The organism is Hyphococcus luteus, assembly GCF_002943565.1.
In the GTDB taxonomy this organism is placed as follows: Bacteria; Pseudomonadota; Alphaproteobacteria; order Caulobacterales; family Parvularculaceae; genus Hyphococcus; species Hyphococcus luteus.
Window position 1 is genome coordinate 41,013 of record NZ_PJCH01000016.1, and the last position, 14,951, is coordinate 55,963.

Here is a 14,951-nt window from a genome sequence, read left to right on the forward strand (position 1 = left end):
TCAAATTTGACGGAACCCGCGCGGCCTTTGGAAATCAGGCGGGCCGGGAAACCGGCCATAAAAAAGCCAGCGGCAACCTAGATACGCAAGGCCGCCGCCAGCAAGAAGACGTCTTAGCGCAAAGCTGCTAAAAGAGACTTAAAGACCGGACGGCGTTTTCGCGCGCCGCGCCTGTTTTCAGGAATAGGCGGACATCTCGTCCGAGAAATCGCCCATGTCGTTGATGTTGATGTCGGACTGCAAAATCGCCATGAGCCGGGTGATGTGGGCGATGCGCGGATTTGAGTCCCAGTCCCAGTAACGCAGGACCGCGCGGGAAAAATCGCGAGCCATGGAATCGAAGATGGCGAGAAGATAATCGGCGCGCGCTTCGGCCTCCTCGCCTTCGCCCGCGTCGGTTAAGAAGCCGTAAAAATCGTCGCGCGCCACGCCGAGGCTCTTGCACAGAACCGCGAAAGGCTCGCCGCCGGGATCGCGCAGGATGCGGCTCGACAGATCGCGCGACACGCCGCCGATCATGGCGACGGCGTCGATGATTTCCTGGGCCGGGTATTTGCAGGCCGCGGCCAGGGTGCGCTTGACCACCTCCATGGAGACCGGCTCGCCATTGACGCCGCGGGGCCGGTGGCGGCGCTCGGACAGGGTGAGAATGTCTTTCACCACCGTGTCGTCGTCGGCGCCGCGGAAAACCCGCGGATAAAGATCGGCGAGCGCGTCCTGAAGGACGCTGCGGTCGAGGGCGAACCGCGTCAGAATGCGGCGGCGGCGTTCGGCGTCGACCCACCAGAACATGATGAAACCGTGCGCGGGCTCAAGTTCTTGACGGCGCAAAAGCAGCGCCTGCACCTCTTTGTTGGCCGAACTTAACGCGACCATCTTGTTCACGGCGTTGGGCGAGAGCGTGCATTCCTCGCGCTTCAGGATGAGCTTGCAGACATCCATTTCGTCATAGGCGAGGCAGGCGTCGGCGACCGCCGTCGTCAGATCCAGCCGGCGGGCGATCATCACCCGGTGCGCCATGGTTCCGTCCCGCGCGGCCTCAATCAAGAGCGCTTCGGGGAGCGCTTCGGCCTTCGTCGTGATTTTTTCCGCCACCGCCGGCTCGTCGAGCATGAGCATGCGCATCAGCGCCGGCGGACATTCGGAGACGCGGGCGATGCGCTGCGCGACCTCCATGCGGATATCCTCTTCGACCTTGTCGAGGACATGCAGAAGAATGTCGGCGGCGAGCGAACGCTCATTGGAGGACAGCTTGCCCGCGGGCAGCGCCACAATATCGGTCAATTTGCGCACCATCAGGGTGCGCACGGTGGGGCCCGACGCCGTGAGCGGCGTCAGCATGGTCTCGGCGTCCGGCTGCGGCCCGGCGGAACGGGACCGGACATCCTCGTCGTCGTCGGCGTCGAATTCATTCATGGCGTCTCGAATTCGCCTTTCCCCTTGAAAGCCCCAAGGAATTCCGCCGACCGTTGTAGCCGGAACACCGTTAACGGGGGATTTCATTGAAAGCGCGAGTTTTCCAAGACCTGGCGCTTTACGGCTGCTAAGATCGCCCGCGCAGCTCTCAAGGACCCGCAATCCCCGTGACATTCCGTATTTTCCCGATTTCACGCCGTTTTCTCTTGTCTCTGGCGCCTCTCGCCGGGCTTTTCGCCGCCGGCTGCGCGTCCGACGGAAACCTCGCCGAGCTGAGAGAATCGCCCGGCTTTACAGCAGGATACGGCGACGGCTGCGCCACGGCGACGGAAGAGGACAAGAGCTTCTCGACCCGCACTGAGCGCGACAGCTACGCTTTCGAGAATGACGCGGCCTATCGGGCGGGCTGGCGCCAGGGCTATCTCGAATGTTCGACCCAGACGCCCGAGGCCAAGGACGGCGGCCGCATTCTCGGCGAGCGCAACGAGTATTAACCCGCGGGGGGCGCGCTTCGCGCGCATTCCGGCGGCGGACATGAAAAAAGGCGGCTCTTTAAAGAGCCGCCTTTTCTTTCGTGCGAAAAACGTTTCTTATTCGCCGTCCTGCGGCGGCGGGGGATTCGACGGGCTCGGCTCGCCCTGTGCCTCCAGCGCGGCGCATTCATCGCGGCGGGCCTGTTCGCGGTCGAGATCTTCCTGCGAGGGCTCGCGATTCTGCAGATCGCGGATGCGCTGGTCGCGCTCGAAACGCGCCAGATCGTCCTGGCACAGCTCCATATTCTGCCGGTAATCGAGCCGAAGCCCGGTCCAATACGTGTCGACCACCGCGTCGATATAGGTGATCCAGTCGCGGGCGCGCCCGCGGGTGTTTTGATAATTCTGCGCCCGCTGGAACGCCTGTTTTGCGCTCTCCCAGCGGTCCGTGTCCGACGGGCCGGCCTGGCTGAAGCGCGCCGTGCCGAGCAGCAGCCACGCGTCGCCGGTGTCCCTTGCATCCATGCCGCCCTTGTTGATGGCGGCTTCAAGGGCGCGCTGGGCCTTGGCGTATTGCTCGTCGGCGAGAAGCACCATGCCGAGGCGGTAGGAAAGCTCGCCCTTAGACGCGTTTCTGGCCGCCTCCTGAAGAATGGGAATCGACTTTTTGTGTTCGCGCGCCTGGCTCCAGAGCTGGGACAGGAGGATGAGATTGTCCTGGTCGCGATCGATATTGCCGGCGTTCATTTCGCGCTCGAGCAGCACCGCGCCGCGATAGGGATTGTCGAAGAAGGAGTAATACTGGATCAGCGTCAGCATTTCGCTTTCGGTCGTGAGAAGACCGGCGCGATAGGCGACTTCCAGAACGGAGAACGCGTCGCGGTCGCGGCCCATGGTCGAATAGGCGCCCGAAAGCTGCGTCCAGTAGCTTTTGTTTTCCGGCCAGTGATTGACCATCTGCTCCAGAAGCGGCGCGCGCTTTTGATTGTTGTTGAGCTCCGAATAGATGAGGTTCAACAGGTCGTAATAGCCTTTGCGCGGCTCGGCGCCCTGATTGGCCAGCGCCTTTTCCGCCGGATCGAGCGCGGCGCGATAGTTCGGCGGATTGATCTGCGTATAGGCGGCGGCGAGCAGGTAATAAGCGTTCGGGTCGACTTCGACGCCGCAGGTGTTCGCAAGCTGGATCCACTGATTAAGGCCGCGGATCGCGGTCTGGAACTCCTCGAGCTGGAAGTTCAGCTGGGCGATGAAATAGCGCAGCTGGTTGTTGCGCGCCGGCGGCAGGCCGTTGGCGTCGAGCGCGACCTGCATGTCGCGCAAGGCGCCGCGGAAGTCTTCGAGATTGACTTTGACGTTGGCGCGCAGCTCGTAGACCGTCGATTTCTCATAAGCGCTGAACGAGTCGCCGCGGTTCGAGATCAGATTGTTGAAGCCCGCCAGGGCCTCCTGATACTGATCGTTCTGCATGAACTCATAAAGCTTCTGGATATCCTGGCCGACGCGCGGCGACAGGGTTTTCGACGGCCCGCCTTCTTCCGCGTCGCATTGCGCCGGCTGCGCAAGCGCAGCCGTCGGCGCCGCCGACATCATCAGCGCGGCGGAAGCAGACGCCAGGGCCGAAAAATAAAACTTACGATAGTTCCCACGCATTTTTTTCATCCTGCCGTCTCAACCCCTGATTGAAGCCGTCTCGGGTCCCGCCCGGCGAAGCCTGGAGCGGTGCGGTTATTAGCCATCCGAAAGTTCGAAGGTGATGACCGTTTGCACGCCGCGGCGCCATTCGGCCGTGTTGTCCACGATCTTCGGCTGATATTTCCAGCGCTCGACCGACCGAATGGCCGCGCGATTGAGGCAGCTGTTGGTGCTGTCGACCGCCTCGATATTCGTTGTCTGCCCGTCCGGCGTCACGTCGAACTGCACAAGCACGCTTTCGCTGGCCGCGGCGCGCGACATGCAGCGCTCGGGATATTGCGGCGGAATGCGCACCAGCGGCTGGGCGTCGCGGTCCGGGTTAAAACCGGAGCCGATATTCAAATCGGCGTTGATTTCGGGAATCTGCGCGCTGACGCCGTCGAGCGCCGGGCGGTTCGACGGGTCGTTCACGGCCGGCGGCGGCGGCGGCGGCGCGTCGAGCGTCGGCCGTTTAAACTCGCGATTGGCGTTGTTGATGTCCGAATCGTCAAGCTGCTGCGTGATGTTGATGCTGACCGCGCTCTTTTCCTCTTCGAGGCGCAGATCCGACCGGATCATGCCCGCCATGAAGAGGAACAGGCCGCCGGTGACAATCACCGCGCCCGGCACGCCCAGAATCAAACGAACGAATGAGCCCATCTTTATGCTCTCCTTAAACGTCTTCCGTCGAGACGGCGACGTCCGTCACGCCGGTCGCGCGAATCTGGTTGACAACCTCAACGAGAAGACGGGTTTTCGACTCCTCGTCCGCCTGAACGACGGCGGTGCCTTTCGGGTTTTCACGGCGCAGCTGTTCGACAACGGTCTTCACTTCTTCAAGTTCGACCCGTTCCTTGTTGATCCAGATCTCGTCTTCGTCCGAGATGGCGACGATGATCGAGGCGAGCTTGCGCTCGGAGGCCGAGACCGCGCCGGGGCGGTCAATCTCCACGCCCGGCTCCTTCACGAAAGTCGACGTCACGATGAAGAAGATCAGCATGATGAAGACGATGTCGAGCAGAGGCGTCACATTGACGTCCTCATCGTCTTCCGCCGTTTGAGATATGTTCCGTCTCGCCATAATCTATCCGCCTACGAACTAATGCCGAAATGCGCCGATGCGCCGGCTATTGTTGCTCTTTCTGAAGCGCCAGGGACACTTTGCCCATGGCGCCGCCGTCCTGCGCCTGGTCCATCACCTCGACCGCCACGCCGGATGCGGACTCGGGAGCGGCGCTGACCAGCACCACGCCCTGCGGCTCGCGGGCGATGAATTCCTGCACCACCGGCTTCACCGAAGCGGGATCGATGACGCGGACATTGTTGACGCGGACATAGCCGTCTTCCTGCACCGCCAGCAGCAAAGCGGGCGGCGGAACCGTTTCCGGATTGTCTTCGCTGTCTTCCGGCGTCCGCACATCGATGCCCTGCTCGCGCAGGAAGGTCGCCGTGACGATGAAGAAGATCAAGAGAATGAACACGATGTCGAGCAGCGGCGTGATGTTGACATCCGCTTCATCGCTCTGATGGGTCGCTGTTTTTCTCATCGCATTACTACTCGATCAACAATTCGTCAGAAATCTGACCGTTCGCTTTCTGAACATTGCGGTCGAAAGCGTTGATGAAGATGAGCCCCGACAGGGACGCAACCAGGCCCGCCATGGTCGGAATGGTCGCCTTGGAGATGCCGGCGGCCATCAGGCGGGCGTTGGAGGAGCCGGTCACGGCCATGACGTCGAAGACCTGAACCATGCCGGTCACCGTGCCGAGAAGCCCCAAAAGCGGCGTCACCGCCACAAGCGCGCGGATGACGTTGTTGAAGCGCGAGGCCTCCTGCGTCGTCTCCGAAATCAGCCGCTCGCGGACGGCGTGCGCGTACCAGGATTTATGGTCGGTGCGCGCAGCCCAGGCCCGCTGGGCCTTTTTGGCGACGCCCGCATGGGCGCCCGTCCAGTACATGAGCCGCTCGATGATCAGCGCCCACATGAAGAACGTGGTGAACATGATGACGACGAGGACTTCTCCGCCGGCGCCCAGAAAGTCCCGGAGCGCGGTAAAGGCGATCTGAGGGTTTAACAACTCCACGTCTCGATGCCCCTTTCTCTAAGGGTGAGCGGGGACCGGGCGCTTACGCCCGGCCGCCTTCCGCATGTTCAGCAATGATGCCGGCCGCCTGCTCTTCCAGGATCTGCGACACGCGCTTGGACGCGCCGGCCGCAAAAGAGTGGAGGAGAAGCAGCGGGATCGCGGCGACAAGACCAAGCACCGTGGTGACCAGCGCTTCGGAGATGCCCGACGCCATGATCTGCGGGTCGCCGGTGCCGAAGAGCGTGATCGCCTGGAAGGTGTTGATCATGCCGATAACCGTGCCGAGAAGGCCGAGGAGCGGCGCCACGGCGGCGAGCACCTTGATCAGGTTGAGCCCGCCTTCGAGTTTCGGCACTTCCTTGAGGATCGCGTCGTCAAGCTTCAACGCCACCGTCTCGACATCGCTCGAGGTGGTGTTTTCGTATGCCAGCATGACGCGGCCCAGCGGGTTCGCCTTGGAGGCTTTCTTGCGGCGGACCTGGGCGCGCACGGCGCCGGCCGTCATGGTCAGGGTGACCCATTTGTAGATGCCGAGAATGACGCCGAGGATCGCCGCGACAATGATCACCTTACCGATGAAGCGGCCCTGATCGATGCGCTCTTTCAGGGTCGGCGTTTCGACGACGAGGCCCAGAAGCACGCCGAGCGACGGGTCGATGGCGCCTTTGACGAAGCCGTCGCCGGTCGCATTCTCGACGCGGCTCGCCGCACCGGTGATGTCGCCGGAAGGCTGGCGCGCCAGGAATTTCAGCTTGCTGTTGTCATAGGTGAGATATTTGCCGTTCGAGAAAGCGACGAACGGGCCGATCCGGGTGACTTCCGCTTCGGAGGTCTCGCCGTCCGCCTGGACGATGCTCGACTGGAACGTCACGGTTTTGCCCTGCTCGGCCATCTGCTGGATCATGATCTCCCACAGATCGCGCAGCTGGTCTTCGGTCGGCAGTTTTTCGGTCTGGGCGAGCTCTTTGAGCATCGCGCTGCGGCCACTATACTGCGCGGAAATGATCGACCGTTCGACCTGGGCGTTAAGGTCGGCGGCGGCGGTGCGCGCGGCGCCGAAGAGCTCCTGGAATTCGCCCTGTTTGGAAGCGAGCTCCTGGTCGAGTTCCGCGATCTGTTCTTTATTCGTCTCCATCACGCCTTCGAGGCGGGTGGATTCGGCGGCCGCCGCGGCGACCTGTTGCCGGACCTGGTTAAGCAGGGCCTGCTGCTGGTTGCGCTCGTTGCGGAACCGGTTGAGGCGCTCCTGGTTTTCCTGGCTGACTTCGACGCGTTCCTGACGGACGGCCTGCAGCACCTGATCCAATGTCACCTGAGCGTTCGCCGAGGCGAAGCCGCCGGCCTGAAAATCCATGGTCGCCGCAGCAAGGCCGGCGATCAGGGAAAGAGAAGCAAGTTTGAAGAGTTTCATGACCTGTAATTCCTTTTAACCCGTGCTCGCCGTTACTGCGCCTGCACCGGCGGTTTGACCGGCGTGAAGAAGATGTCTGGCGCGGTCTGTTCCTTGGCCATGCGCATCGCGTATTTCACATCCTGAAGATAAGAGCGGTTCAAGTTGGTCCAGCCGCCGGCGGCCGGATCGTAAATAAGAAGCGTCGAATCGTCCGGCGTTTTGAACATCAGCGAGATGCGGCCGACCTGAAGGAATTCGCCCGTCAGCTCCTGGTCTTCGAAGTTCACCGTGCCTTCATAGGCGCTGATGGTGCGGCCGTATTCGCCTTCGATCTGGTAGGCTTCGATGATCAGGCGATAGCGCTGCGCCGCCGACATTTCCGGATCGTCGAGAATGCCGGAAAGGCGCGCGACGCGATCTTGCCGCTCGCCGGTTTTGAACGGCAGGTCCGCGTCGACGAGTTCGCCGAAGCGCGCCACCATGTCTTCCATCAAAGGCTGCATCGCGCGCTGCAGGCCTTCGACATTATCAATGTCTTCGCGAAGCCGCGTGATCTGACGCTCCTGCGCCTCGATATTGCGGGTGAGCGAAGCGTTGTAGCGGCGCGCCGCTTCAAGCTGCTTCAGGTTGGCGCGATAATCATTGAGCAGCGAAGCCGTTTGATCGTCGAGCTGATCAATCTGCTTTTGGGCGTTTGCAGTTTCCCGCGCCGTCGCCTCGCTTACCTCAAGGGCGGAGCGGAACTGCGCCTGCGCCGGAGCGCTCAACACAGCGAGCGCCGCCGCCGCTGAACCCAAAATCGCTGAACTTTTCATAAATGCCTCACCTACCGGATTGTTGCGGCTGAAAGAAACGGCGCCATGTCTAATTGCATCAGGGCCGCGGACCTGTGACGCGTCACCGCGCCGATAAGAAGCGTGTTTTGACGCTTCGAAAAACTGTTGAAAGATGCTCTTCACCAAGAACGTCCCCTAAAAAATCCCCACAAGCCAACGTAGCAATCGTATATTTGGCGCAAAATTGCAACGACGTTTTGACAATCGCTCAAACGTCTCGCCCTTTGCGTCGCCCTAGACGATTACTGCAAGATTCGTGACACCTTTAAACTCGCGCGGCGCGACCGCCTCCAGCCCTTTCAGACCTCAGCGCCGGCTACACACCCCGTTAGTTTGTAACAATTGTTTTCACCGCTGGCAATCGCCGGAATTGGGTAAAATCCCGCATTGCCTGTAGTAATATTAATGGAAATCGCGAAGCTCAGGATTAACCGCCGCTTTGATCAACAGGGCGCGCATGACAGTCATTACGCAGGCCAAAGCAGCCGGCCCCCACGGGGACCGGCGCGGGCGACGCTCGGAACCGAAGAAAAAAGAAAAGAAGTCCCGTGCCGCGCATTATTAATAATAATACGCGCGGGTGTGACAATTGGCTGGGGCGCCAGGATTCGAACCTGGGAATGTCGGTACCAAAAACCGATGCCTTACCACTTGGCGACGCCCCAATCTCCCGGCGCGGCCCCTCAAGGTGAAGGCCCCGGCGGGCGGGAGCGGGCCAGATAGCGCTTTCCCTCAGCGCTGGCAATGGCGCCGGAGCGAAATTTCCCGTCAAAAACAGCCCTTCGGGCCCCAAAGGCCGGCGCCAGGCGGCGCCCCCCTCACGGCGCACGATTTGCGCGCGCCCGCCCCTTTTCAAAGGCGCTTGTCACCGGGCGCGGCGGGGACCGCCGCAAGGGCCGAACGCGCCCGCCGCCGCCAGCCCGGCCGCCGCCCCAACGCCGCCAAGAAATGTTTTGCCATCGGCGAGGGCCCGAGCTATAGAGCGCCGCTCAATTCGGAGTGTAGCTCAGCCTGGTAGAGCACTGTCTTCGGGAGGCAGGGGCCGGGTGTTCGAATCACCCCACTCCGACCATTCTTTCCCGAAATATTTCAGGTTGTTAGCGAAGCTCTTCGCCGACACCTGATTTTTTTGGCAACGCGTTGTTGCCAGATATTGCCAAGTCAGCGGAGGCGACCCGACACCTGCCGTAAATGGCAGTGCACTCAAGCCTTGGTGGCGACGATTTTGCCGCCCTCTTTGCCGCCCTTGCTCGCTACGAGAGCCGCCTCAGCTTGATCGGACTTGAGAGCGGCCTCTCCGCGCGGCAATTCGATCACCGCAGCCCGGCGCGCTTCATCCGTAGTCTGAACATAAAACGCGCGGGTGACCGTCGAGCCTTTCGAGTGCCCGAGCCGGTCCTGAAGGACGCTTTCAGGCGTGCCCCGTTCGGCCTGCCAGGTGGCGTGGGCCTTGCGCAGGGTCTTGACCTGGACGTGGACCGGCCGGCTGGCCCGAACGATGTTCGCTTTGCGAACCGCCCGCGCCCAGGTCTTGCGAAAGAGCCCGATCGGCTTGTCCGGCGTCTTGCCCGGAAAGACGTAAAGCCCCTTTTTTGGCAATCGGCGCAAGACCTCAAGAAGGCCGTCACTTAATAATATGCGCCGCTCCGAGCTTTGCGTCTTTGGCGTCCACCCGTCCCGCGACCGGATCTCCGCGTAACCGCCGATCTCGTCGATGCAGTCCCAGGTCAGATGGACCGCTTCGCCGCGCCGGCATCCGGTCTCCGCCAAGAAATGGATGAGCGGTTTTAAGTACGCCGGAAGGTGATCGATGATTCTGACCACCTCTTCCGGCGTCGGCACAACGACCCGAACGGGCCGCGTCGGGATCGCTTCCACTTCCGGCACGGCGTCGATCAGTCTGCGCTTTACCGCCCATTTCAAAACCTGTCGGATGGTCTGCATGTCGGCGTTGATCGAGACAGGCTTTCGTCCGGCTTTCAAACGCGCGGCCTGATATTCGACAAGACGCCGGTCCGTTATCGACGCGAGCGGATCCTTTCCAAAAAAAGCACGCGCCGCATTCAGGCGATAACGGTTGACCTGCAAGCTGCCGGCCCGCTTCTTCAAAGTTTGAACCCGCAGCTCTTCATCCTTAAGCCAGCCATCGGCCGCTTCGCCGAATGTTGTGCTGACCGTCTCTTCACGGACTTTTACAAGTCCCGTGATTTCATCGATGCTGTTCCGCAGCGTCTCCGCCGCGGCCAGTGCGCTACCCTGATTGTCAAAGAGCTTTCGCTTGCGCTTGCCATTGCTGGTTAGCGAAGCCGGAACGTCTACGAACCACTTGCCCGTCGGCGCCCCGTTCTTAACATACGGCCGGACCCGAAACGGGCCGACCGCGCGGGATAGAGATGTGCTCATCTCACCCTCCTTTTGTTGGAAGGCTCCCGCGCATCAATCGCCTTGCAGTCTAGTACGGCGCGCACGAGATCGGCAACTTTTGCTTTCTCGGCTTCAGCGTCCTTGACGCGCGCGCCGTGCTCGTCATGGTCGACTCTTTCGGCGGCCCCACTTTGGCGAATCGGTCGCGTTCGCACAAAGCGCAACAGGTCCTCGCGGAAATAGAGATTGGATTTCCCCACCCTGTGGACGGGCAAGTCGTTCCGCGGAATCCGCCGTACCGTATCTTCAGTGCAGCGAAGCACACACGCGACGTCAGAAATGGACAAAAGATCGGGATCGGCCGCCCGCGCCGCCGAGAGGAAATGGACGGCTGCCGCCGCGGCCGCGGCGATTGTCCTCGCCATGCTCTCGGCATGCGCGTCTCCAGCTTGCACCTGCTCTTTGCTGGCCTTTGCGCTGTCTCGCGGCCTGTCCTCTGTGTTCGCCCAAGCAGACCGCCAGCCGCCCGGCTGCGCCCGGTGAAACGCGCGCCGCCGCGCCGCGCTCCAAGACGTCATGCTTCGGCCTGCGCTCGCTCCGCGGGCGCGCTCGCCATACGTTTCAGACAGGCTGAAACTTCGCTCCCCTCGCTTTTCCATGATCCTTCTCCCGACAATTGTTATGACCGACGATTATTTCTCCACCGTGTACGGATGGAGTGGATGGCGAAGGGCGACGGGCCCACGCCACGGCGATAATGGTCAACGCCTGGATTGCGTGCAGCGCCCGCAACGGAGGCGCAGATGAGAGATCAGAGTTTAGTTGCGAGTTCAAAAACCGAGACTAGCTAGCGTGAGCGGCCGCGAGACTGTGTAGTGGTCGATGACCAGGGCGCAGAGTCTCCGCCAGCATAAACCGGTCTAATCAACGTCTAAGCCGACGCGCAATGAAAACGCCAACCGTTTCGACCCGCCCACCAAGAGCGGTGTCTCCTGCGTCAAACGGCCAGAACAGCGGCAAGGGAATGGAAAAAGTTCGGAAGCGGAAGAATTGCTTCACGGTGAAGAGAATGAATGGAGGTCGCGAAACTGTCTCGCAACCCGGGCCTCCTGCCCCATTCGCGCCAAGCCCATTTAGCGTCGATCAATGACCAATCGGCGCGACGAACCAATGCCTAGGACGGGAAGCCCTGTCAAGTTGGAAGGCTGGCTAGGCTGATCGAGGAAATAGCGTGCGCGATTAGCAAGCCGGACCCCCATTATGTCCACGGAACTTATCGAACGAAATGTCCGGCAGCGGGCGAACGACTTTTTTCTTGAACTACGTTCACCTTTTTCGCCCTGATCGCAGATGTTTGCGGTAGCGGCGAAAGACGGATCATCTGCGCCGCCGGTTATAGCGTGGGCAAGGCTGGTGTCGCCTCCTCCTGAGCCCCGCGACAGTCGACAGGAACCCGCGGTTTGGGCATGCAGCTTTCATAAATTCCAAACTGGACGATCAAAAATTCCAATATGGACGCTTGATCTTTCCATCTGAGTCGGCGTAAAAATCCAATCTGGACGTATCAAAATTTCAGATTGGACGACATGACCGCCGACCGCTTTCCGCGTTTCATCAAGCCGCGCCTCATGGAGGCGCTCGAGGACACGCGCGTTGTAATGATCTCGGGGCCGCGGCAAGCCGGCAAGACCACGCTCGCCCGCGCGCTTGCGGGCGAAAATCGCCAATTTCTCACGCTTGACGATCCTGTGATCCACGATGCCGCAAGATCCGATCCCGTCGGCTTCATTCGAAATGTGGATTGCGCGGTGATCGACGAAATCCAGCGCGTTCCCGAACTTCTTCCGGTCATAAAGATGTCGGTTGATACGGACCAACGACCGGGCCGGTTCCTGCTCACGGGATCGGCGAACATTCTGACGATTCCAAAAGCCTCTGAATCTCTTGCCGGGCGAATGGCGATCGAAGAATTGTTGCCGCTCGCGCAGTGCGAAATCGAAGGAGACAAGAACAACGCGCTGCAACGTCTCTTTGACGCCGAATCGCCGCCATTCGCCGTCGGTCCCTATCCCTATGAGGATGTCATTTCGCGCGTTCTTACTGGTGGATACCCTGAAATGCAATCGCGGCGAAATGCAGCGCGGCGCCAAGCATGGGCGCGTTCCTACATCAACACGATCCTTAGCCGGGATATCAAGGAAATTGTCGACGCTTATCACATGGACGACCTGACAAAGTTGCTACAGGTCGCCGCGATCCAGTCTTCACAATTGGTCGTCCATACGCCGATCGCCCACGGATTGGGCCTGAGCGTGAAAACCGCACAGCGCTATATCCAGACATTGGAGCAGATGTATCTCGTGCGGTATCTGCCCGCATGGCATAACAACGCGCTAAAGCGCTTGGTGAAAACTCCAAAGTTGCACTTTCTGGATACGGGCCTTTTGGCCGCTGTGAGAAACATCACTCAAGAAAAGATAGCCGACCATAAGGCACTCCTCGGCCCTCTTCTGAAGTCCTTCGTTTTTTCGGAGCTTCTCAAGCACTCGTCCTGGTCGGATGACCGGATGTCGTTTCACCACTACCGCGATAAGGACAAGAATGAAGTTGACTTTGTCATTGAACGGAACGCCAACGAGATTGTCGGCATAGAGGTGAAAGCGTCGGCGACGGTGAGGTCGGAAGACTTCAAGGGCCTGAAGCGGCTGCAGGCCGCGGCGCCGAAAGCATTTCGGCATGGCGTCGTGCTTTACATTGGAGACAAGGCGCTTTCTTTCGGTGATCGGCTCTCCGCAGTTCCTGTGTCGGCGCTTTGGCAAACCTGAAAAGCTCGACAGCGAATGAGGAGAGCGCCCGCCCCACCAGCGGAGCGCTCTCAATTGCTATTCGCCGGCCAAGCGGCCTTACTTAATCGTTAGAACCTGACCGAAGGTCGGCGCGCCCTCGGTCAGGTCGATCGCCTTGATTACCGGTACGAACCGATCGGTGCGGGTCGTGACGGTCGTGCCGCCGGGGCGGTCGTCCGTCGGCTCCAGGAACTCGACTTTTTCGTCCTGCGCCTTGAAGGTGTCGCCTTTCAATAGAAGGCGGCGGCCGTTTTTCGCTTCGACGAGGCCGGAGAGTTCCCCCGACGCCAGCATCAGCGACAAGTGCCATTTCGACAGCTTGCGCAGCGGCCGCCGCGGAGCAAGTTCGCGCCGGCGAAACCGATGCTCGAATTGCCCCCAAAGGCACGGAAACCTTTTGATCTCCGCTGCAAGTTGCTCGGGTTCGATTTCATAGGTAAGAAACTCCTTCACCGTTTGATCGTCGCCCGGCGCCGCGTAAGCCCCTTTGAGGCCAGCCGGGTCGAGAATGGGCGCGGTTTCGTCGGAGACGATGTAGGCGCCGTCCTCTCCCTTCGGCAGGATCGGCTTGAGGCCGGACGTGCGTCGTTTGACGCGCACGCCCAGAATGACCAACTGTCGAAATCGCCGTTCGACCGCGCGAAACACGCGGACGCAGTCGAAATTGGCGGCGATGATATCCGTAAGCGCCGTATTAAGGCAGGTGTCCGGAACGATCAGCACCATGACGCCGCCGATTTTCAGGCTCGGCAACGACACCCTCAGGAAAAGTTGTTCGAGACGCTTTTCCCTCACGTCGCCGAGGCCGGTCTGCGCCCTGTCCGCCATGAGACGGCCATAAGGCGGATTGAGGAACAAGAGCCCGAAGGCCTGTTTTTGGATCCGGCAACGCTGCATGTCGCCATGGATCACATGGTCGAGCAGGGCTTTCGCCTGATAAGCGCGATCCTTGTCGAGCTCGACGCCGTAGGCGATCGCTCGACCCGCGCCAAGCGCATGCTTGATTTCCGCGAGCGCCGTCCCCTCGCCGCAACACGGATCGAGGATTTTGATCGGTTTGTCGTCCGCCGGCGCCAGCATCGGCAGCAAGCGTTCGAGGGTTCCTTCATCGGTTGGAAAATAGCCGTTTTTGGCGAAATTCAGCGCGATGCGTTGAAACATCAACATGAGTAGTCTCCTTAATCTGTTGAACTGAGTGAATGACCGATCACCGTCCCTCGATGACGTAGAATCGCTTCTCGAGAGCCGGGATGCGGTAATGGCCGCCCGTCGTCAGGCCAAAAAACCGAATGGCGCGATGGCCGTGGCGATAGGCCTTGAAGCGCGTCTCCCGCGAGCCGTCGCTGAATTCGATCGGCTCGGAGAAAACGAGGACGTCGCCGGGCCGCGGCCGCGGCGGTTTGTTTGCGTGATAGGCGCTGCATTGCGCCCGCCAAGCCGCCGCATTGTCATTAGGCGGCGGATCGGTGAGCAGGTTTAAAATCCCCAGCGGACAATTCTCGACGTGAGGCCCCATGGTCTCATCCATGGTTTTCCAGCCGAGAGTCATGCCGTCCGCGGCTTTGGGATTGTATTTGACGAGCGCGACCAGCGCCCGGACATGCGACTTGCCTGTCGATTTCGAAGTCGTGCGCATGGCTGCGAAATATCGAGACATGGCGACAAGCGCCGACTTGACGATTTCGTGCGTGTGCGCGTCGTCTTCGTGTGTGAGTTGGCGGTCGAGATAGGCGCGTACGCCGCCGCCCTGGTAATCGTTTGTGAACAGCCATCCCATGACGGCCTCCCTTGTTTCCGGCGAGGAGGCGCTATTCGCCCCCGAATGCGGGGCGGAATGCGCCCCCTCGGGGTTGGATGAAGTTGC

At 60.7% G+C, this 14,951-nt stretch carries 14 protein-coding genes and 2 tRNA genes; 3 read left to right on the forward strand and 13 right to left on the reverse strand.

What is annotated here, in order from left to right; genetic code table 11:
* Positions 1 to 177: 177 nt before the first annotated feature.
* The gene (locus tag CW354_RS20010) at positions 178 to 1,416 is read right to left on the reverse strand and encodes a DUF2336 domain-containing protein (RefSeq protein WP_165793860.1); all 1,239 of its coding nucleotides are present in this window, start codon (positions 1,414 to 1,416) and stop codon (positions 178 to 180) included.
* A 167-nt stretch (positions 1,417 to 1,583) separates the two neighbouring features.
* Between CW354_RS20010 and CW354_RS20015 the strand changes: the two genes are divergently transcribed.
* A complete protein-coding gene (locus tag CW354_RS20015; RefSeq protein WP_104831884.1) occupies positions 1,584 to 1,910 on the forward strand; it encodes a hypothetical protein in 327 nt (108 codons plus the stop codon).
* Between the two features lie 96 nt (positions 1,911 to 2,006).
* On the opposite strand, the gene CW354_RS20020 is transcribed toward CW354_RS20015, so the two are convergent.
* From CW354_RS20020 to CW354_RS20055, 8 genes are all read right to left on the reverse strand, one after another.
* Positions 2,007 to 3,539, reverse strand: a complete 1,533-nt coding sequence (locus tag CW354_RS20020) for a tetratricopeptide repeat protein (RefSeq protein ID WP_133162396.1) — start codon at positions 3,537 to 3,539, stop codon at positions 2,007 to 2,009.
* 78 nt (positions 3,540 to 3,617) lie between these two features.
* Entirely contained in the window at positions 3,618 to 4,220 is a 603-nt protein-coding gene (locus tag CW354_RS20025) for an energy transducer TonB (RefSeq protein WP_104831886.1), read from the reverse strand.
* 13 nt (positions 4,221 to 4,233) lie between these two features.
* Entirely contained in the window at positions 4,234 to 4,641 is a 408-nt protein-coding gene (locus CW354_RS20030; protein WP_104831887.1) for an ExbD/TolR family protein, read from the reverse strand.
* Between the two features lie 46 nt (positions 4,642 to 4,687).
* Positions 4,688 to 5,107 carry an ExbD/TolR family protein gene (locus CW354_RS20035; protein WP_104831888.1) on the reverse strand — a complete coding sequence of 140 codons (420 nt, stop codon included), beginning with the start codon at positions 5,105 to 5,107 and terminating at the stop codon, positions 4,688 to 4,690.
* 7 nt (positions 5,108 to 5,114) lie between these two features.
* Positions 5,115 to 5,645: a MotA/TolQ/ExbB proton channel family protein gene (locus tag CW354_RS20040; protein WP_243396494.1), complete on the reverse strand. Its 531-nt coding sequence runs from the start codon at positions 5,643 to 5,645 to the stop codon at positions 5,115 to 5,117.
* A gap of 43 nt (positions 5,646 to 5,688) precedes the next feature.
* On the reverse strand, positions 5,689 to 7,059 hold the full coding sequence (locus CW354_RS20045; protein ID WP_104831889.1) for a DUF3450 family protein: 1,371 nt from the start codon (positions 7,057 to 7,059) through the stop codon (positions 5,689 to 5,691).
* Positions 7,060 to 7,091: 32 nt separating this feature from the next.
* Positions 7,092 to 7,856 (reverse strand): DUF3450 domain-containing protein, encoded by a 765-nt coding sequence (locus CW354_RS20050; RefSeq protein WP_104831890.1) that lies wholly within the window; start codon positions 7,854 to 7,856, stop codon positions 7,092 to 7,094.
* Between the two features lie 611 nt (positions 7,857 to 8,467).
* Positions 8,468 to 8,542, reverse strand: a tRNA-Gln gene (locus CW354_RS20055).
* Positions 8,543 to 8,872: 330 nt separating this feature from the next.
* On the opposite strand from CW354_RS20055, the gene CW354_RS20060 reads away from it, so the two are divergent.
* A tRNA-Pro gene (locus CW354_RS20060) sits at positions 8,873 to 8,949 on the forward strand.
* Positions 8,950 to 9,080: 131 nt separating this feature from the next.
* On the opposite strand, the gene CW354_RS20065 is transcribed toward CW354_RS20060, so the two are convergent.
* Positions 9,081 to 10,280, reverse strand: a complete 1,200-nt coding sequence (locus CW354_RS20065) for a tyrosine-type recombinase/integrase (protein WP_104831891.1) — start codon at positions 10,278 to 10,280, stop codon at positions 9,081 to 9,083.
* Positions 10,277 to 10,900 carry a helix-turn-helix domain-containing protein gene (locus tag CW354_RS20070; RefSeq protein WP_104831892.1) on the reverse strand — a complete coding sequence of 208 codons (624 nt, stop codon included), beginning with the start codon at positions 10,898 to 10,900 and terminating at the stop codon, positions 10,277 to 10,279. Before CW354_RS20070 ends, CW354_RS20065 begins: the two co-directional genes overlap by 4 nt.
* Before the next feature lie 927 nt (positions 10,901 to 11,827).
* On the opposite strand from CW354_RS20070, the gene CW354_RS20075 reads away from it, so the two are divergent.
* Complete coding sequence (locus CW354_RS20075) at positions 11,828 to 13,066, forward strand: ATP-binding protein (RefSeq protein WP_104831968.1); 1,239 nt, start codon at positions 11,828 to 11,830, stop codon at positions 13,064 to 13,066.
* Positions 13,067 to 13,144: 78 nt separating this feature from the next.
* Here the strand turns inward: CW354_RS20075 and CW354_RS20080 are convergent, their stop codons facing one another.
* Both CW354_RS20080 and CW354_RS20085 read right to left on the reverse strand, forming a co-directional pair.
* Positions 13,145 to 14,254 carry a DUF6094 domain-containing protein gene (locus tag CW354_RS20080; protein WP_104831893.1) on the reverse strand — a complete coding sequence of 370 codons (1,110 nt, stop codon included), beginning with the start codon at positions 14,252 to 14,254 and terminating at the stop codon, positions 13,145 to 13,147.
* A gap of 40 nt (positions 14,255 to 14,294) precedes the next feature.
* Complete coding sequence (locus CW354_RS20085) at positions 14,295 to 14,864, reverse strand: DUF6927 domain-containing protein (RefSeq protein WP_104831894.1); 570 nt, start codon at positions 14,862 to 14,864, stop codon at positions 14,295 to 14,297.
* Positions 14,865 to 14,951 lie beyond the last annotated feature (87 nt).